This is a genomic window from Cyanobium sp. L1E-Cus (assembly GCF_024345755.1).
Classification (GTDB): domain Bacteria; phylum Cyanobacteriota; class Cyanobacteriia; order PCC-6307; family Cyanobiaceae; genus Cyanobium_A; species Cyanobium_A usitatum.
Genome location: NZ_JAGQBS010000002.1, coordinates 348,977 through 365,028, shown reverse-complemented (window position 1 = coordinate 365,028; position 16,052 = coordinate 348,977). Strand labels below are relative to the sequence as shown.

General features: G+C 64.8%; 17 protein-coding genes. 1 reads left to right on the top strand and 16 read right to left on the bottom strand.

Annotation, left to right across the window (positions count from 1 at the left end):
- Window positions 1–15: 15 nt before the first annotated feature.
- The 15 genes from fba to KBZ22_RS01930 all read right to left on the bottom strand — a co-directional run bounded on the left by fba (window position 16) and on the right by KBZ22_RS01930 (window position 12,983).
- Window positions 16–1,089, bottom strand: a complete 1,074-nt coding sequence (fba, locus tag KBZ22_RS02000) for a class II fructose-bisphosphate aldolase (protein ID WP_106501579.1) — start codon at window positions 1,087–1,089, stop codon at window positions 16–18.
- Between the two features lie 41 nt (window positions 1,090–1,130).
- Window positions 1,131–2,228, bottom strand: a complete 1,098-nt coding sequence (locus tag KBZ22_RS01995) for a Gfo/Idh/MocA family protein (protein ID WP_255020821.1) — start codon at window positions 2,226–2,228, stop codon at window positions 1,131–1,133.
- Entirely contained in the window at window positions 2,225–2,629 is a 405-nt protein-coding gene (locus KBZ22_RS01990; RefSeq protein WP_255020820.1) for a hypothetical protein, read from the bottom strand. The genes KBZ22_RS01995 and KBZ22_RS01990 overlap by 4 nt, the downstream gene beginning before the upstream one ends.
- The gene (accD, locus tag KBZ22_RS01985; protein ID WP_255020819.1) at window positions 2,626–3,501 is read right to left on the bottom strand and encodes an acetyl-CoA carboxylase, carboxyltransferase subunit beta; all 876 of its coding nucleotides are present in this window, start codon (window positions 3,499–3,501) and stop codon (window positions 2,626–2,628) included. Before accD ends, KBZ22_RS01990 begins: the two co-directional genes overlap by 4 nt.
- A 37-nt stretch (window positions 3,502–3,538) precedes the next feature.
- Entirely contained in the window at window positions 3,539–4,384 is an 846-nt protein-coding gene (locus KBZ22_RS01980) for an A24 family peptidase (protein WP_255020818.1), read from the bottom strand.
- A 7-nt stretch (window positions 4,385–4,391) separates the two neighbouring features.
- A complete protein-coding gene (locus tag KBZ22_RS01975; RefSeq protein WP_255020817.1) occupies window positions 4,392–4,790 on the bottom strand; it encodes a hypothetical protein in 399 nt (132 codons plus the stop codon).
- A 5-nt stretch (window positions 4,791–4,795) separates the two neighbouring features.
- Window positions 4,796–5,698: a phosphoribulokinase gene (locus tag KBZ22_RS01970; RefSeq protein WP_254942293.1), complete on the bottom strand. Its 903-nt coding sequence runs from the start codon at window positions 5,696–5,698 to the stop codon at window positions 4,796–4,798.
- A 48-nt stretch (window positions 5,699–5,746) separates the two neighbouring features.
- The gene (gene leuB / locus KBZ22_RS01965) at window positions 5,747–6,829 is read right to left on the bottom strand and encodes a 3-isopropylmalate dehydrogenase (RefSeq protein ID WP_255020816.1); all 1,083 of its coding nucleotides are present in this window, start codon (window positions 6,827–6,829) and stop codon (window positions 5,747–5,749) included.
- Between the two features lie 26 nt (window positions 6,830–6,855).
- On the bottom strand, window positions 6,856–7,908 hold the full coding sequence (lpxD, locus tag KBZ22_RS01960) for a UDP-3-O-(3-hydroxymyristoyl)glucosamine N-acyltransferase (RefSeq protein ID WP_255020815.1): 1,053 nt from the start codon (window positions 7,906–7,908) through the stop codon (window positions 6,856–6,858).
- A 38-nt stretch (window positions 7,909–7,946) separates the two neighbouring features.
- On the bottom strand, window positions 7,947–9,035 hold the full coding sequence (proB, locus tag KBZ22_RS01955) for a glutamate 5-kinase (RefSeq protein ID WP_255020814.1): 1,089 nt from the start codon (window positions 9,033–9,035) through the stop codon (window positions 7,947–7,949).
- Window positions 9,035–9,544, bottom strand: coding sequence for a YqeG family HAD IIIA-type phosphatase (locus tag KBZ22_RS01950; RefSeq protein ID WP_255020813.1), 510 nt, complete (start codon window positions 9,542–9,544; stop codon window positions 9,035–9,037). The genes proB and KBZ22_RS01950 overlap by 1 nt, the downstream gene beginning before the upstream one ends.
- Window positions 9,544–10,104 (bottom strand): DUF3727 domain-containing protein, encoded by a 561-nt coding sequence (locus KBZ22_RS01945; protein WP_106501587.1) that lies wholly within the window; start codon window positions 10,102–10,104, stop codon window positions 9,544–9,546. Before KBZ22_RS01945 ends, KBZ22_RS01950 begins: the two co-directional genes overlap by 1 nt.
- 19 nt (window positions 10,105–10,123) lie before the next feature.
- Window positions 10,124–10,615 (bottom strand): Holliday junction resolvase RuvX, encoded by a 492-nt coding sequence (ruvX, locus tag KBZ22_RS01940; protein ID WP_254942299.1) that lies wholly within the window; start codon window positions 10,613–10,615, stop codon window positions 10,124–10,126.
- Window positions 10,612–11,700, bottom strand: coding sequence for a GNAT family N-acetyltransferase (locus KBZ22_RS01935; RefSeq protein ID WP_255020812.1), 1,089 nt, complete (start codon window positions 11,698–11,700; stop codon window positions 10,612–10,614). Before KBZ22_RS01935 ends, ruvX begins: the two co-directional genes overlap by 4 nt.
- Window positions 11,701–11,786: 86 nt before the next feature.
- Entirely contained in the window at window positions 11,787–12,983 is a 1,197-nt protein-coding gene (locus tag KBZ22_RS01930) for a F420-0:Gamma-glutamyl ligase (protein ID WP_255020811.1), read from the bottom strand.
- Window positions 12,984–13,077: 94 nt separating this feature from the next.
- Here KBZ22_RS01930 and KBZ22_RS01925 point away from each other — a divergent pair, with 94 nt between their 5' ends.
- Window positions 13,078–14,460: a PhoH family protein gene (locus tag KBZ22_RS01925; RefSeq protein WP_254942302.1), complete on the top strand. Its 1,383-nt coding sequence runs from the start codon at window positions 13,078–13,080 to the stop codon at window positions 14,458–14,460.
- 15 nt (window positions 14,461–14,475) lie between these two features.
- Here the strand turns inward: KBZ22_RS01925 and KBZ22_RS01920 are convergent, their stop codons facing one another.
- Window positions 14,476–16,032 carry a haloacid dehalogenase-like hydrolase gene (locus KBZ22_RS01920; protein WP_255020810.1) on the bottom strand — a complete coding sequence of 519 codons (1,557 nt, stop codon included), beginning with the start codon at window positions 16,030–16,032 and terminating at the stop codon, window positions 14,476–14,478.
- Between the last annotated feature and the right edge of the window lie 20 nt (window positions 16,033–16,052).

Here is a 16,052-nt window from a genome sequence, read left to right as displayed (position 1 = left end):
CGATCGCTGGCCAGATCAGGCTGCGACTGCTGCCTTGGGGTCGAGGGCGCCCTTGGCGTAGAGGCCGGCGTAGTAGTTGATGTCGCGCTGTTTGATCTTGCTGGCGTTGCCGGCACACCAGAACTGCTGATAGCGATCCAGGCACACCTGCTTCATGTACTGGCGGGCAGGCTTGTTGAAGTGGCGGGGATCGAAGTTGGCGGGATCCTTGAAGGCCGCTTCCCGAACAGCTGCGGTGAAGGCCAGGCGGTTATCGGTGTCGATGTTCACCTTGCGCACGCCGTTGCGGATGCCCTCCTGGATCTCTTCGACGGGCACTCCGTAGGTCTCTGGGATAGCGCCGCCAAACTTGTTGATCATGTCCAGCCACTCCTGGGGAACAGAGGAGGAGCCGTGCATCACCAGGTGGGTGTTGGGGATCGCTTTGTGGATCTCGGCGATGCGGCTGATGGCCAGCACTTCACCGGTGGGCTTGCGGGTGAACTTGTAGGCGCCGTGGCTGGTGCCGATGGCGATTGCCAGGGCGTCAACTTTGGTTTTGGCGACGAAATCGGCTGCTTCGGCGGGGTCGGTGAGCAGCTGGCTGTGGTCGAGCTTGCCCTCAAAGCCATGGCCGTCCTCGGCCTCACCCATGCCGGTTTCCAGGGAACCCAGGCAACCCAGCTCGCCTTCCACACTCACGCCGATGGCGTGGGCCACGTCCACCACCTCTTTGGTGACAGCCACGTTGTACTCGTAGCTGGCGGGGCTTTTGGCGTCTGCCATTAGCGAGCCATCCATCATCACCGAGGTGAAACCGTTGGCGGCAGCACCAAAGCAGGTGGCAGGGCTGTTGCCGTGGTCCTGGTGCATCACCACCGGGATGTCGGGATAGGTTTCGACTGCGGCCAGGATCAGGTGGCGCAGGAAATTTTCACCGGCGTACTGGCGGGCACCGCGGGAGGCCTGCAGAATCACCGGGGAGTCGGTCTCACTGGCCGCCTCCATGATCGACTGCACCTGCTCCAGGTTGTTTACGTTGAAGGCAGGGATGCCATAGCCGTTCTCAGCGGCATGGTCGAGCAGCAGCCGAAGCGGAACGAGCGCCATGGGAAAACCTCTCGGGGTCGGGAGTTGAACTGGCGCCGACTCTAGGTGATGCCCCTTGGAGTGCTCTGGCCAGCTCCCAGGCGGGCCCAGTCGCAGCAGCGCTGACTCAGCACTGCCTCGCCCAAGCCAGGCAGCATCGGTCGGCCCTCGCGCACCGCCGCACTCCACCAGCTGTGGATGCGCTGCACCGGCGCAATCCGGCCATCGGCCCAGGTGCGAGCAAAGCTCCAGCGGTCATCAGCCTCCACCGGCCGCAATGGCTCTCCCGCCTGGGAGTGCCACAGCCCAAAGCCATGCACGTAGTCGGCCTGGTTGTCGGAGCCCAGCACGGCGGTGCCGTCGCGTCCGTACAGCTCCAGCCAGCAGCCCCGGCCCCTGCGGGCCACGGAGGCCAGGTTGAGCTGGGCTGGCACCGTCTGCCCCAGTGGTGTTTCCAGCTCCAGCTGCACCAAGGCGATGTCTTCGGCATCCACCCTGGCCAGGCGACCACTGCCATCGGCCAGGGGCCGCTGGGTAATTGCCGTGCTCAATTGGGCCCTAAGGGAGTGGCTTGGACCCACCAGCCAGTGCAGGGTGTCAAATGCATGGGTGCCCAGCGCTCCCAGCACCCCGCCACCTTCGGCTGCCTGGGAATACCAGCTCCAGGGGCGCGAGGGGTCAGCTCGGCTGCCCATCAGCCAGTCATATTTCACCAGCACCAGTTCACCGAGGACGCCACTGGCCAGCAGGTCGGCGAGCTGCTGGAACAGGGGAACGGCCCGGTATTCAAAGTCGACCGCCACGGTTAGCCCCCGCTGCAGGGCCAGCCGTTGCAGGCTCTCGATCTGCTCGGCGTTGAGGGCAACGGGCTTCTCCAGCAGCAGGTGCTTGCCCGCTTCCAGGGCGCGCCTGGCTAGATCAAAACGCGGCCCCGGCGGGGTGGCGATCACGATCGCCTCGACGGCCGGATTGGCCAGCAGCTCGTCGAAGTTGCTGTGGCCAGGCAGTTCGGCGCTGCGGCAGGCGGCGTCCAGTCGCTCGGGGCGCGGGTGCCAGAGGGCTACCGGCTCGGTGCCGGGGCAGGCGCGCAATGCGGGTAGGTGCACGGCCTCGCCAAAGCCCAGGCCAGCAATGGCGACCTTCAGCGGGGGAGCGCTCATGAGAGTCCCTCTGCTGCGGCTGCACAAACTTCGCCGATCACGCTGCTGATCAGGTTGTCTCCCGATGCCGGCTGCCATTCAGCCCTGAACTGGGGTAGGCCGTTGATAGAGGTGTCGCGGAACAGCTCCTGGCCGCAGTCAATTTCCATCACGTAGAGATCGGATAGGGGCCTGGGTTGCTCCTCGCTGACGGGTTTTTGGAAGCGTGTCAGCACCGAAATATTGCCGCCGCGGCTGGTGCGCAGGCTGCCGCCATCCCACCACTGGCGTCCCTCGCTGGTGCTGGCCACCTCATGCCAGTCGACCGGGCCGGCTAGGGCCCTTCCAGGCGTGGCGGCCAGGATTCCCACGACCAGCAACATCAGCAGCAGGGAGCGGGCTGTACGGCTCAGGTAGCTCATGCCGGCACCGTTTCACGGCAGCCGTGCATGGTCAGCAGGCTGGCCAGGGTTGCTTTGAAGTCAGTGCGATCCACGATCGCGTCAACGAAGCCGTGGTCGCGCAGGTATTCGGCGGTTTGGAAGCCCTCGGGCAGCTTTTCACGCAGGGTCTGCTCGATCACCCGGCGGCCGGCGAAGCCGATCAGGGCCTTGGGCTCGGCCAGGATTAAGTCGCCCAACATGGCGAAGCTGGCAGTTACACCTCCTGTGGTGGGGTAGGTGAGCAGGGGCAGGTAAAGCAGCTCTGCCTGGCGGTGCCGCTCCAGGGCGCCGGAGATTTTGGCCATCTGCATCAAGCTCAGCATCCCCTCCTGCATGCGGGCACCACCGGAGGCGCAGACAATCAGCACCGGTATGCGCCGGGCGGTGGCGGTTTCGATCAGGCGGGTGAGCTTCTCGCCCACCACCGAACCCATCGACCCGCCCATGAAGCGGAAATCCATTACCCCTAGGGCCAGGGGTAGGCCACTGGTGCGGCAGATACCGGTAACCACGGCGTCGCGCAGGCCCGTGCTCTGCTGGCTATCGCGGATGCGATCGGCGTAGCTGCGCCGGTCCTTGAAGGCGAGGGGGTCGGTGGGCGAGAGCCCGGTATCCATGGGCTCGAAGCTGCCCGGGTCGGCGATAAGGGCGATGCGCTCAGCGCTGTCGATGCGGTTGTGGTGGCCACATCCCTTGCAAACGCTGGCGTTAGCTACCAGGTCTTTGCGATACACCACCAAACTGCATTCCGGGCACTTGCTCCAGAGACCATCGCCCTCCTCCGGCTCCTGGGTGACCCGCACGGTTGGGGCATTTTTCTGGCGATCCGCAAACCAGTCGAACAGCGACATGCGGCGTTTACCAACAGCTCAACCTATTTAAGGCGCTTCACCACACCAGCCCCAGCACGGTCAGCCACAGGTCGTTGCCGAGTAGCCACACGGCGGCTCCTCCAGCTGCAAGGAAGGGGCCAAAGGGAAAGGGCTGGTGCTTGCCCAGCAGGCCGCTGAGCCGGCCGATGCTGCCCAGCACCGCCCCAGCAAACACCGCCAGGATCACGGTGATGCCAAGCCCGGCGAGACCAAGCCAAGCCCCCAGCAGGGCAGCCAGTTTGGCGTCTCCCAGGCCGAGGGCTGGCCGGCCGATTGCCTTGTGGGCCAAGGCACTGACCGTTTCAAAGCCAACCAGGCCAACTCCAGCGGCCACCAGATGGTGAAACAGCAGCTCTCTGCCGATTTCGTAACCTTGCTGGAAGCCGATCACTGCGGTCACCGCCAGGCCTAATAACAGGCCAATTCGGCACAGGGGTTCGGGCAACCAGAGGCGATCGAGATCGATCAACACCAGCGGCAGCAGCCAGCTCAACAGCAGCCAGCCTGCGGCTACCAGCAGCCAGGGCTGGGGCTGGCTGCCCATGGCGCTCGGCTGGGCCAGCAGGGCCGCTACCCAGAGCCCGGCGCTAAGCAGCTCCACCAGGGGGTAGCGGCAGGAGATAGGAGCACCGCAGTGGCCACAGCGTCCCCGCAACAGCAACCAGCCCAGTAGGGGCACATTTTCAAACCAGCGCAGCCGGCTGCCGCAACGGGGGCAGTGGCTGGGTGGCAGCACGATCGATTCCTCCCGAGGCAGGCGCCAGGCCACCAAATTGAGAAAGCTGCCCACGCAGGACCCAAGTAGCGCCACCACAACGGGCACGGCTGGGGAGCTGGCAAGCAGCGGAGCAAGGGCGCTCAAACGGGCCTCAGGCGAGAGGGGGAGAGGACGGTTTGCGGGGTAGACGCAGCCTGGCTGCACCGCTCCGTGCCAGGCGGCCCAGGATCAAATCAATGGGCACAAATTGCTCATCTGGCAGCAGCACAGGCTGGTCGAAAACAATCCTGCCCTGCAATATTTGCTTGCTATTGAGCACTACGCCGGATGGTTCGTGGCCGGCGTTACCGAGCTCCAAAGACTGAAACAAGATGCGGCGAGCTGCCTGAATCACCAGGCTGCTGTTGATCTGGTCGAGACGCAATGAGTCTGCGGCCTTGGTTTTGGCAGCCCCCGGAATCAAAAACGACGGGGAAGGATTCTTCGTGGGTGTGGCGAAGGAGATCGGCCTCACCAAAACGAATGGCAACCCCAGAATAGGGGTTGCCATTGCAATCAGGACAGCTTCTTCTTCTCTTCGATCATGCGATGGATGATCGGCGTAAGGATCAGCTCCATGGCGAAGCCCATTTTGCCGCCATCTACCACGATCGAGGTGGGGCTCGACATGAACGAGTCGTGGATCATGTCGAGTAGGTAGGCGAAGTCGATGCCCCACTTTTCGCGGGCACCCTTGCGGAAGTGGATGATCACGAAGGATTCATCCGGCGTGGGGATCTCCCGGATCATGAAGGGATTGGAGGTGTCCACCGTCGAAACCCGCTGGAAGTTGATATCCGTGAGGCTGAACTGGGGGCAGATGTGGTTGATGTAATCCGGCATGCGGCGCAGGATCGTGTCCACCGTGGCCTCAGCCGAATAGCCGCGCTCCTTGTTGTCACGAGCGATCTTCTGGATCCACTCCAGGTTCACGACCGGCACCACGCCAACGAGTAGATCAGCCAATCCGGCTACGTCGTAACCCTCGCCCTTGACGCCACCGTGCAGACCTTCATAGAAGAGCAGGTCGGTGCCGTTGGGGATGGCTTCCCAGGGAGTGAACTGGCCGGGATCCAGGTTGGTGCCGAGGCGGGCGTTGTGCTCGGCGGCTTCTTCAATGGAGTGCAGGTAGTAGCGCTTCTGGCCACTGCCGGTTTCTCCGTAGGCCTTGAACAGCTCTTCGAGCTTGTCAAACAGGTTTGCTTCGGGGCCGAAGTGGGAGAAGTTTTCACCATTGGCCAAGGCGGTGGCCATGGCTTCCTTCATCGGGCCCCGCTCGTAGCGGTGGTAGCTGTCGCCCTCCACCACTGCAGGTGTGATTCCCTCGCGCTTAAAAATGTGCTCAAAGGCGCGCTTGACAGTGCTGGTGCCTGCGCCGGAGGAACCGGTGACAGAAACAACCGGGTGACGCTTCGACATGCGCAGGAATCAACGAAACTGACCGCGAGTTTGGCAGGTCGCCGGCGCCTACCCCGCCAGGGCAGCTAGCAGCTGCTCTCCCATGGCGCGGCAGCCCAGCTGGGTGCAGCCCTCGCTCATCAGGTCGCCGGTGCGGTAGCCAGCGGCCAGCACCCGGTCGACGGCGGTTTCTAGGGCGGTGGCAGCGGCGTCTTGCTGCAGGCCGACCCGCAGCATCATGGCGGCGCTGAGCACCATCGCCATCGGGTTTGCCTTGTCCTGGCGGGCGATGTCGGGGGCGGAGCCATGGATCGGCTCAAACAGGCCAGGCCCGCTGGACCCCAGGGAGGCGGAGGGCAGCATGCCGATCGAGCCGCTCAACATGGCGGCCTCATCACTGAGGATGTCGCCGAAGAGGTTGCTGGTGAGCAGCACGTCGAATTGGCGGGGATTGCGCACCAGCTGCATGGCGGCGTTATCAACGTACATATGGCTGAGTTCCACCGTCGGGTAGTCGGCCGCCATGGCGGTGACCTGGTCGCGCCAGAGCTGGCTCACATCGAGCACGTTGGCCTTGTCCACGCTGCAAAGCCGGCCGCTTCTGGCCACGGCCAACTCGAACGCCACCTTGGCGATGCGGTCGATCTCGTCGTCGAAGTAGGCCATGGTGTTGAAGGCCCGCACCCGACCCTCAGCCTCGACGCGTCCCTTGGGGGTGCCGAAATAGACGCCGCCGGTGAGCTCGCGCACCACCATCAGATCCACCCCTTCGATCACCTCGCGTTTGAGGGTGGAGGCATCGATCAGGGCCGGGATGATCTTCACCGGCCGCAGGTTGGCGAACAGGCCCAACGCTGATCTCAGCCCCAGCAGGCCCGATTCAGGGCGCTGCTCCCGGGGCAGGCTGTCGTATTGGGGCGAGCCGATGGCGGCGAGCAGCACCGCATCGGCGGACTTGCAGGCCTCGAGGGTGCTGTTGGGCAGGGGTTCGCCGGTGGCGTCAATGGCAACGCCGCCCATGGGTTGCACGTCGTAGACGAGGCTGAAGCCATGGCTGCTGCTGACCTCATCCAGCAGCTGGCGGGCTACCGCCATGATTTCCGGGCCGATGCCGTCGCCGGGAAGCAGGGTGATCCGGTAGCTGGTCGTCATTGGGGGGTGGGGCGCCGCCGGCGAGGCTAGGGCTTGGCCTGCTTCTCCAGCTGCCGCAGGGCTTTGGCTAGCTCAGGCAGCTTGTTAAATATGGCTGAGCTGCGCAGCCAGAGGCGGTTGGAGATGGCCGGATAGCCGCTCACTACCTCGCCGGCGGCCACCTCGCCATGCACCCCAGATTTGGAGCTGGCGATGGCTCGGTCGCCCATCACGGCCTTGTTTGCCAGCCCCACCTGGCCCGCCAAAATCACGCCATTGCCGAGGCGGGCCCCGCCGGCGATGCCCACCTGGGCCGCCAGGGCGCAGCCCTTGCCGGTGCTGACGCCATGGCCGATATGCACCAGGTTGTCGATCTTGGTGCCGGCGCCGATGCGGGTTTCACCTACTGAGGGTCGGTCGATGGTGCTGCCGCAACCCACCTCAACCCCTTCCTCCAGAACTACCTGGCCGGTCTGGGGCATCTTGCGCCAGCCATTGGCGGTGGGCACGAAGCCAAAGCCCTCGCTGCCCACCACGGCATTGGAGTGCACGACGCAGCCCCGGCCTAGGCGGCTGCCGGGGTGCAGAACGGCACCGGCGTGCAGCTCGCAGTCGTCACCGATCTGCACGTCTTCGTAGAGCACCACATGGGGGTGGAGTACGCAGCTGGCGCCGATCTGCACGTTGGCGCCGATCACGACCAGGGGGCCTAGGTGGGATCCCATGCCGACTACGGCGCTTGGATCGACCAATGCACTGGGGTGGATGCCAGCGGCGGGCTGGCGGCGGGGGTGGAGAGCAGCGAGGGCCTCGGCAAAAGCCAGGCGTGGATCAGCAAGGGCGATCCAGGCCAGGCCCCGCTCCTGGGCCAGCTGCTGCAGGGCTGGGGCCTCGTCGCCGCGGGCTGGCAGCAGGATGGCTCCGGCGTTGCTGCCGGCCAGGGCAGCAGCTAGGGCGTTGCCTGGTTCCAGAAAAGTGAGCTGATCAGACTGGGCCTGATCTAGGGCTGCCGCCCCGTGTAGCTCGGGGTCGTCAGCGAGATGCCGCAGGCTGGCATCCGTAACTTCGCTGAGCTGGCTGAGCAGTTCGCTGAAGCGCATGCCAGGGAAGAGAAGCGGGGCGAATCGTAGGTCCAGCCTTAACAGCTGGTGAGCACCAGCTGGTCGCGGTGCACCACCTCAACGCCGGAGCTGCCCATCAGCTCTCGCAGCTCGGTGCTGCTAAGGCTGGCCAGACCCCGACCCAGTTCGCGCCCATCACTGGCCAGCAGGCGCACCGCCTCGCGGCGCTCGAAATCGCCAACCACCGCTTGTACTCCCACGGCCAGCAGGGAGGCTCCCTGCTGGGTTAGGGCCCTCTCGGCGCCGGCGTCTAGCTGCAGGCTGCCCTTGGGCAGGAGCGCGTGGGCCAGCCAGCCCTTGCGGTCGGGAAGGGGGGTGGGGCTGGGCTGGAACAGGGTGCCGACCCGCTCGCCGGCCAGCAGGGCATCGAGTACGGCGGGGTCACGGCCGTCAGCCAGGCGCACCCGGATGCCGCTGGAGGTGGCGATGCGGGCTGCAGTGAGTTTGGTGGTCATGCCGCCAGTGCCCCACTGACCTCCGCCGGTGGCCACCGATTGCAGGCTGTCGAGCTCGGCCAGGCTGGCCACCTCCTCAATCGGCCGGGCCTCGGCATCGCTGCGGGGGTCGCCTGAATAAAGGCTGTCCACGTCGGTGAGCAGCACTAGCTCATCGGCGCCTATCGCCACTGCCACCAGGGCCGAAAGGGTGTCGTTGTCGCCGAAGCGCAGTTCGTCGGTGGCCAGGGTGTCGTTTTCGTTGACCACCGGCACCACTCCCCAGGTAAGCAGCTGCTCGAGGGTGCGGCAGGCGTTCTGGTAGCGGCGGCGGGAGGCTAGATCGCCGCGGGTCAGCAGCACTTGGGCTACCGCCAGACCACGCACGGTGAAAGCGTCTTGGTAGAGGGCCATCAGCCGGCCCTGGCCCACGGCGGCGGCGGCCTGGAGAGCCACCACTTCGCTGGGGCGCTGCCCCAGGCCAAGGGCTTCGCAGCCCAGACCCACGGCCCCACTGGTAACCAGGGCGATGGTCTCGCCCTGGCGCCGTTGGCGGCTGAGACTGGCAGCCAGATCGGAGATCACCACTGCCGTGGGACGGCCGGCGCTGCCCCGTAGCAGGCTGGTGCCCACCTTGATCACTCGGCGCATGGAGTGGGATGGGGTTGCCATCAGCCCAGGCTGGTGCCCACCAAGTTGGCCAGGCGCAGCTCCAGTTTTTGGAGCCGATCCCGCTTGCAGGGGTGGCCTTGGGGATCGATCGGTTTCACCAGCACTGTGAACAAGCCAAGCCGGTTGCCGGCGATTACGTCCGTAAACAGGCGGTCACCGATCAGGGCGACCTCCTGGTGGGGCAGGTTGAGCTCGGCCAGCACCCGACGCAGGGCGCTGCGGCGTGGTTTGCCGGCGGAAATTGTGTAGGGCAGGTCGAGCTGGGCCGCCACAGCTCCGATCCGCTGGCGGGAGGGGTTGTTGCTGAATAGGTGGATAGGCACCTGCTGCCGAGCCTGCTGCAGCCAGCGCAGGGCGCTGGCGGGCAGCTCCGCCTGGCGGCGGGGAAGCAAGGTGCGATCGACATCGAGCACCAGGGCCCGGATCGGTTGGTCGAGCAGCTCCTGCAGGGGCAGCTCGGCCAGGGTGCACTCCCGCAGCCAGTTAGGGCGCAGCAGCTGGCGCAGCATCAGTCGTCGCCCTCGCGCTCTTCCAATTCAGCCTCGATTCGGGGCTGTACCCGCTCAAACTCCTCGCCTTCCACCAGCAAGGCGCCGTCGCCATTCATGCGGGCCACCACGAAGAAGGGATCTAGGGGGATGTACAACCCGTATTCCAGATCGTCTACGAGGAAGCTCACCAGCAACTCGTAGGTCTCGGAGTCGTCGTCAGCGTCTTCGTCGTCATCGAGCTCATCGGGTTCGGGCTCGTCCAGTTCGCCGCTAACGGTGAGGGTGACGGCAGAGCGCACCAGGGTGAGGTCGTGCTCCTGAAGCACCACATCGGCAACCGAGAGGATGGGCTCGGTGGCATCGATGGTGTCGATCAGTTCTGGGTCTTCGTCGCCGTCGAGGCGGAACAGGCAGACAGGGGTGTCGACCGGTGTGAGCAGCACGTAGTCGTGGCCATCGAGGGGGATCAGTTGCTCGAGGAAGCAGAGCAGCTGGCGGCCGCGGCTGTCGTGCACGAGCACGGTGGGCACATCGGCGGGGATCTCCGAGCTGGACTGGGAAGGGGGTTCGGAACTCATGGGCTGGAATTGGATCTCTTCAGGATGCTGCAGCGTCGGCCGTCTGGCACCGTTCGATGGTCGCCGGGAGCACCGGATCGGGGCCGTCTTGCAGCCATTGTTCGAGCAGCAGGGCCGCGGCGGCGCTGTCGAGGGCACCGCTGCGGTCGCCGTGAAGCCCGTGGCGCTCGCCGGCGGCCCAGGTGCTGGCATGCTCATTTACCCAGGCCAGGGGTAGCTGCAGCCGGCGGGCCAGGCGCTCGCCGTAACGCTGGCAGTGCAGGGCCTGGGCGGTGAGCTGCCCAGCCGCATCTAGCGGCAGGCCCACCACCAGGGCCAGCACCCGCCGCTGCTGCACCAGGGTGTTCAGATGCTCTAGGTCGCTGGCGAAGGAGCCCCGGGCCAGGGCCCGCAGGGGGGTAACGGTGAGGCCGAGGGGGTCACAGCCCGCCAGGCCGATGCGCCGTCGCCCAACGTCGAGGGCCAGCACTGAGCGGGGCTGCGGGGCGCTTCTTGATCGGGTCGCGCTCACAACGGCGGGGCCAGGGGGGTTGGGGTGGGCAGGGGGCGGCGGCGGGGTTGCCACTGCTCAAGCAAGGCATCGATTCGCTGGGCGGCCCGTGCCGGGGCCTGCAGCCCTTGACGCCGCCAGACGCTGCGCGCCATCAGCACCCGCTCGCCTTGCTCCTGAGCTCCCAGGTCAGCCAGCCAGCGCTGGCGAGCTTCATCGCGCAGGTCACAGCGGAGCCAGAGGGGTTCGCCGGCGCCGAGGCCGGCTTGGGCCTGGTGCAGCAGCAATTCGGTGGCAGCGCCCACCAGGTGTTCCCAGCCGGGATGGACACTCAACTCCACATCGTGACCGCCGCCTGGGTGCTCGCCGATCCAGCGCACGGCTGCCACCGCCTGCTCCCGGCTGGGATCCACCAGCATCCAGCCACGGCCGTGGCTCTGGTCGAGCAGATCTTCGACGCGGCGATCGAGCAGCTGACGCAATTGGGCCGGGCAGGCGGCCTGCTCCAGGTGCCAAAGCAGGGTGGCGCTGCGGCGGTTGAGGGGTGTGAGCTGCAGCTCTGCCGGTGCGGGGCTGCTGGCCGAGATAGGGCCGCCGCCGGCAGGGGCGCCAGGCCAACACCAGAGCCGGTCGCTGCGCAAGGGCTGAAAGCCCTGCTCGCGCAGCATCGCCAGGCGGGTGTCATCGAGGGTTGAGGCCGCAGCAATCCAGCTGGCCGCTCCCCGGGCCCGCTGGATTGCTGCTCGCAGCAAGGTGCTGGCCAGTTCATGGCGGGCGGCGCTCGGGGCCAGGCGCAGGTGCTGCATCTGCCAGCAACTGCCACTGCGGTTGAGCCGGCGGCAGATGATCAGCCCGAGCGGCTTCTGGCCGCTGAGAGCCACCAGCACCTGGGGTGCGAGCGAGGGCCTAGCCAGAAGCGCCTGCATAAGCCGCTCGGGCAGGCCCAGCAGCACAGCCCGCTGCAGTACCGGTTGCAGGGGCAGAAAGGCGGGATCGGTGAGTAGGGGTAGATGCCAGCCAGCCAGGGTTTCGAGCCGCCAGCTATCTGGCCCCGGAGGCTCGGGTGGTGCCGGAAGGGCAGAGGGCGGCTGCAGGATCCCGAGCATGGGGGCGTGACCAGTCAGCCGGGTAGCCCAACTGTATCGGCGCCAGAGTTGGCTGCGGCTTGGCTGGGGTTTAGCCGTGCTGGGGGTCAGCTGGGGCGCACCAGCACCAATGGGGTGCGCTCGTTGGCATTACCAGCCGGGTTGGGACGCAGGGCCCGCTCCAGCAGGGCTTCATCGCAGCCGGGGCTGGAGGCCAGCACCTTGACCCGGCCCAGATCGTTGACATCTACCACCGCCACGGCCACGCCCAAGGAGCGGGCCATGGCGGCGCAGAAGGCGGCGGGCTGTAGGGGCCCGAGCACAATCGTTTGGTCGTAGGGGGGCGTGGTGCCGGTGATGTCGTCGATCAGGCGGGCCTGGTCGCCGGCAAGGCGATAAAACCAGCCCTTACTGCCCACCAGTTTCAGGGCCAGGCCAATCAGCCAGGCGCCCAGCACCTGGGCCGGACCGACCACATCGATCAAGGACTGCAGTCCGCAGGCGGTGGCCAGGGAGCTGGTGGGGTGGAACCCACGACAGAGCAGCCGGGCCAGGGCGCTGGGTTGAACGGTGGCCGGGTGGTGATAGCGACCCTGCATCACCGCCAGGGGGGTTTCGCCGATGGTGAGCACATCGCCGGGCTGGATCAGCTCGCCGGCGTAGCGGCGCAGCACGGCTTCTGGGTCGTCGAGCACGCCGAGCAGGTGGGTGCCAACTGGCAGCACGCGGCAGCGGTCGCCGTCGCGCCAGCGGGCGTCTACGGCGGCCAGGGGTGCGGGCATCTGCAGTGGCAACAGCACGCCATCGCGGCGATGGAGCCGGCCGAAGGGGCCGTAGTTGACCCAGAGAATTTCCAGCCAGAGGGTGTCGAGCAGCTGGTCTAGGGACTGGCCCGGGGCGCCGTTCAGGCTGATCTGGATGCGGGCGCTGGTGCTCTTGCGCCCCTTGACTATGTAGGCGGCCCAGTAGCCATCAGGGCGGGATTCCTCATCCGGATGCAGCGCCTCGATCCGACTCGACACCGTGACGCCTGCCAGGTCGCCGCGACCAAGCAGGGTCGGCCGCAGCTCGATCTCCGGCACCATCACCTCCATGCGGTGGTGGGGGTTGTGGATCGTCACCATGACTGAGACGGTGAGGCCAGCGCTGCTGGCTTCGACGCGGAAGTCTTCAGCCCGCAGCCGCAGCGGCGAGGCGGGGCGCAGGCGATGGCGAAGCTCCAGCACTACCAGGGTGAGGCCCAGCAGCAGGGCCAGCACTAGCAAGAGCTTGAGCAGAACCAGGGCGGCAAGCGATGAGGCCATGGACGAAGGCGCCAATTGCGACGAGGCACGAATCGACGGAGCGTAAATGGCCTAGTGGTCTTAACTTCTCGCAATCACGGAATCGGTGATCGGCATGCGCAAGACCTTCGTGCTCGACACCAACGTGCTGCTGCACGATCCGGCAGCCCTGACCCGCTTTGAAGACAACAACATCCTGATCCCGATCGAGGTGGTCGAGGAGATCGACCGCTTCAAGCGGGATCCAGCTGAAAAGGGACGCAATGCCCGCCAGGTGTCGCGGCTGCTGGACGCTCTGCGCGCCCATGGCAACTTGGCCGATGGGGTGCCCAATGGCGAACAGGGCGGCACGCTCAAGGTGGTGTTTTGCCGGGCCGAAACCCTCAGCCAGCTGCCGCCCGAGCTCAAGGGCGGCAGTGGCGACAACAACATCCTGGCGGTGGCCCTTGAGGAGCAGCGCCTGCAGGCGGTGCTGGGTAGCCAGCCGCCGGTGGTGCTCGTTACCAAGGACACCAACCTGCGCATTAAGGCTGATGCGGTGGGCTTGATCGCCCAGGACTACACCAGCGATCGGGTTGACATCGGCGACCTATACCCCGGCTTCTGTGAGGTGTGGGTGGATGCGGAGCAGATGGATCGGGTCAAGCTGCCGCCAGGACTGGCGGTGGAGGGCCTGGTGCTGGAGGCGCCGCTGCAGGCCAACGAGGGCGTAACCCTGATCGATCGGGCCCAGCCGGCCCACACCCTGCTGGCTCGCTACAACGCCGCCACCGCCAGCCTGCAGCCGCTGCAGCGAGCGCCCAAGGCCAAGCTCGGCCGCATCCAGCCCCGCAACCGGGAGCAGACATTTGCCCTTGATCTGCTGCTGGATCCCAGCATCCAGCTGATCACCCTGGTGGGCAAGGCCGGCACAGGTAAAACCCTGCTCGCCCTGGCCGCTGGGCTGCACCAGGTGGCCGATGAGCGGCTCTACGAGCGCCTGCTGGTGACCCGCCCGGTGATTTCCCTCGGCAAGGAGATCGGCTTTCTGCCAGGCGATCTGGACGAAAAAATGGGTCCCTGGATGCAACCAATCATCGACAACCTCGACTTTCTGCTCGGCGGTAGTGAGGAGGAGGGGCGGGGTGCTGCTCGGGCTGGCGGCAGTCACCGCGGGCCGCGCAGCAATTGGACCGACCTCAAGGGCATGGGCCTGCTCGAGGTGGAGGCGATCAGCTACATCCGTGGTCGTTCGATTCCGCGCCAATTCATGGTGGTGGACGAGGCCCAGAACCTCACCCCCCATGAGGTGAAGACGATCGTGACTCGGGTGGGCGAGGGCACCAAAATTGTGCTTACCGGGGATCCCTACCAGATCGATAATCCCTATGTGGATGCTGAAAGCAACGGCCTTACTTGGCTGGTGGAGCGCTTCAAGGGCCAGCGGCTCGCCGGCCATGTGACCCTGCTGCGGGGTGAGCGCAGTGAACTGGCTGAGCTGGCTGCAAATTTGCTGTAGGGCGGCCAGTTTCTTTTACTGGGGCTGGAAGACGACGTTCCAATCCTGCTTCATATCCACAACTAGCCAGCCCTGCTGGGGAGCCTCCTTTAGGGCTTCTACAAGCTTGCCGGTGCTGGTCGTCTTGGCGTCGTAGGCGTACTCACGTTCAGCGTCGGTGTGATGGACGATCAGCCCCAAGCTGGGGCGAGGATTATCGATCGTGGTGTACTGCAACATGGCGTGATCACCATCACTGTTGCCACAGCAAATTACAGGCCTGCGGCCGATAAACTGATGGATTCCGACTGGCTTGCCAGCCTTATCGTTTACAAACAAATAATCAAGGGTTTTGGTGATTACTGGTTTGCCGTCCCGCAGTTCGAATACGGCCCGCGATGTTGAGCCAACAACTTGTTCTGGTGGTATGTCGTAAACCTGTTCCACCCAGGCCCGCATAAAGTCGGCGCCGCCACCTGAAACAATGAAGTTCTTAAAGCCGTTATCGCTTAGATAGCGAAGGAGCTCCTGCATGGGTTGATAGGTGAGCTCGCCATAGGCCTTGCCATAGCGCGGATGGTTGGCCGACCTAAACCATGCCTGCACGGCATCTCGAAATTCTTCTACCGTCATGCCTGCATGGGTGATCGCCAGGATCTGCATCAGGCCATCGAAGTGTTTGCCTTCCAGGAGTTTTGCAAGGTCGCCGTCCAAGGCAGCTTGCACCATGGGGTTTGAGGAGAGGCTCGGCTCTGTGAGGATGCGCAGCTTCAGTTCATCGATGGCAAAAGCCACCTGAAAAGGCAGCGGATTTTCCGGCCAGAGCGTGCCGTCATTGTCATGCACTGCAATGCGTTCGGCTGAAGGCAGGTATGCGGGTGAGTCTTTATTTGTGACTTTGGCGATGAATGCAACAATGGCTCGTTTGACATGCCCTTCATTCCAGGAGGGCAGCGGATCTGCTTGGCAAGAGAGGTCGTATAGCTTTGTTTGGGCCACACCGAAATCGCCTATTTGGTAAAGGCTCACGGAGGCTGTTTTGAAGCTAAAGGTCTCAAATGGCTCTGCTACTAAAGCTTCAACAAAATCACTTGTGCCAATGCCCAGGGTCAGATGGGGCTGGTAGTTCGGGCCAGTTCGCGTATCGCTGAAGTTGTTCACGTAGTCAATAGTCGCTTGGCTGATTGCGCCGCCGTCAAGGCGAGGTGCAAAGGCATCATTTGTGCCGTATTCCACGGCAAATGGCGCGATGGCAGCGATGATTTTTTGCTGGAGTCGGAGCTGCTCGGGAGTCGCCTCGATGTTGAATCCCACTAATTTTAGATTCTCGCTGGCTAATGCAAAGTAGCCAGTTGCTTTGCCTTCAATATTGATCGGGGGCTCTGTACGCAGCACGTTGGCCACGGCATCTGCTACTTGGCCTAGATCTACAGCTTTTATAAATAACTGTAGAATGGTGATATGAGGGGCGTGGTTGGCATCTAGGGGGAAGCTGGCTGGGTGGTTTTCTCGCAGCCGCGCGTTTATCGCCTTTGCTTTCTCAACCGTGGCAGCATCTGGTTCCAGCAGGACGTTGATTGCAATCAGGGGCATCGGCGCAGTGCTGCGAGTAG

What these genes read in the sequence shown, in the direction of transcription:
- fba (WP_106501579.1), bottom strand. Translation starts at nt 1,089, where the DNA reads ATGGCGCTCGTTCCGCTTCGGCTGCTGCTCGACCATGCCGCTGAGAAC.
- KBZ22_RS01995 (WP_255020821.1), bottom strand. Translation starts at nt 2,228, where the DNA reads ATGAGCGCTCCCCCGCTGAAGGTCGCCATTGCTGGCCTGGGCTTTGGC.
- KBZ22_RS01990 (WP_255020820.1), bottom strand. Translation starts at nt 2,629, where the DNA reads ATGAGCTACCTGAGCCGTACAGCCCGCTCCCTGCTGCTGATGTTGCTG.
- accD (WP_255020819.1), bottom strand. Translation starts at nt 3,501, where the DNA reads ATGTCGCTGTTCGACTGGTTTGCGGATCGCCAGAAAAATGCCCCAACC.
- KBZ22_RS01975 (WP_255020817.1), bottom strand. Translation starts at nt 4,790, where the DNA reads ATGGCAACCCCTATTCTGGGGTTGCCATTCGTTTTGGTGAGGCCGATC.
- KBZ22_RS01970 (WP_254942293.1), bottom strand. Translation starts at nt 5,698, where the DNA reads ATGTCGAAGCGTCACCCGGTTGTTTCTGTCACCGGTTCCTCCGGCGCA.
- leuB (WP_255020816.1), bottom strand. Translation starts at nt 6,829, where the DNA reads ATGACGACCAGCTACCGGATCACCCTGCTTCCCGGCGACGGCATCGGC.
- lpxD (WP_255020815.1), bottom strand. Translation starts at nt 7,908, where the DNA reads ATGCGCTTCAGCGAACTGCTCAGCCAGCTCAGCGAAGTTACGGATGCC.
- proB (WP_255020814.1), bottom strand. Translation starts at nt 9,035, where the DNA reads ATGGCAACCCCATCCCACTCCATGCGCCGAGTGATCAAGGTGGGCACC.
- KBZ22_RS01950 (WP_255020813.1), bottom strand. Translation starts at nt 9,544, where the DNA reads ATGCTGCGCCAGCTGCTGCGCCCTAACTGGCTGCGGGAGTGCACCCTG.
- KBZ22_RS01945 (WP_106501587.1), bottom strand. Translation starts at nt 10,104, where the DNA reads ATGAGTTCCGAACCCCCTTCCCAGTCCAGCTCGGAGATCCCCGCCGAT.
- KBZ22_RS01935 (WP_255020812.1), bottom strand. Translation starts at nt 11,700, where the DNA reads ATGCTCGGGATCCTGCAGCCGCCCTCTGCCCTTCCGGCACCACCCGAG.
- KBZ22_RS01930 (WP_255020811.1), bottom strand. Translation starts at nt 12,983, where the DNA reads ATGGCCTCATCGCTTGCCGCCCTGGTTCTGCTCAAGCTCTTGCTAGTG.
- KBZ22_RS01925 (WP_254942302.1), top strand. Translation starts at nt 13,078, where the DNA reads ATGCGCAAGACCTTCGTGCTCGACACCAACGTGCTGCTGCACGATCCG.
- KBZ22_RS01920 (WP_255020810.1), bottom strand. Translation starts at nt 16,032, where the DNA reads ATGCCCCTGATTGCAATCAACGTCCTGCTGGAACCAGATGCTGCCACG.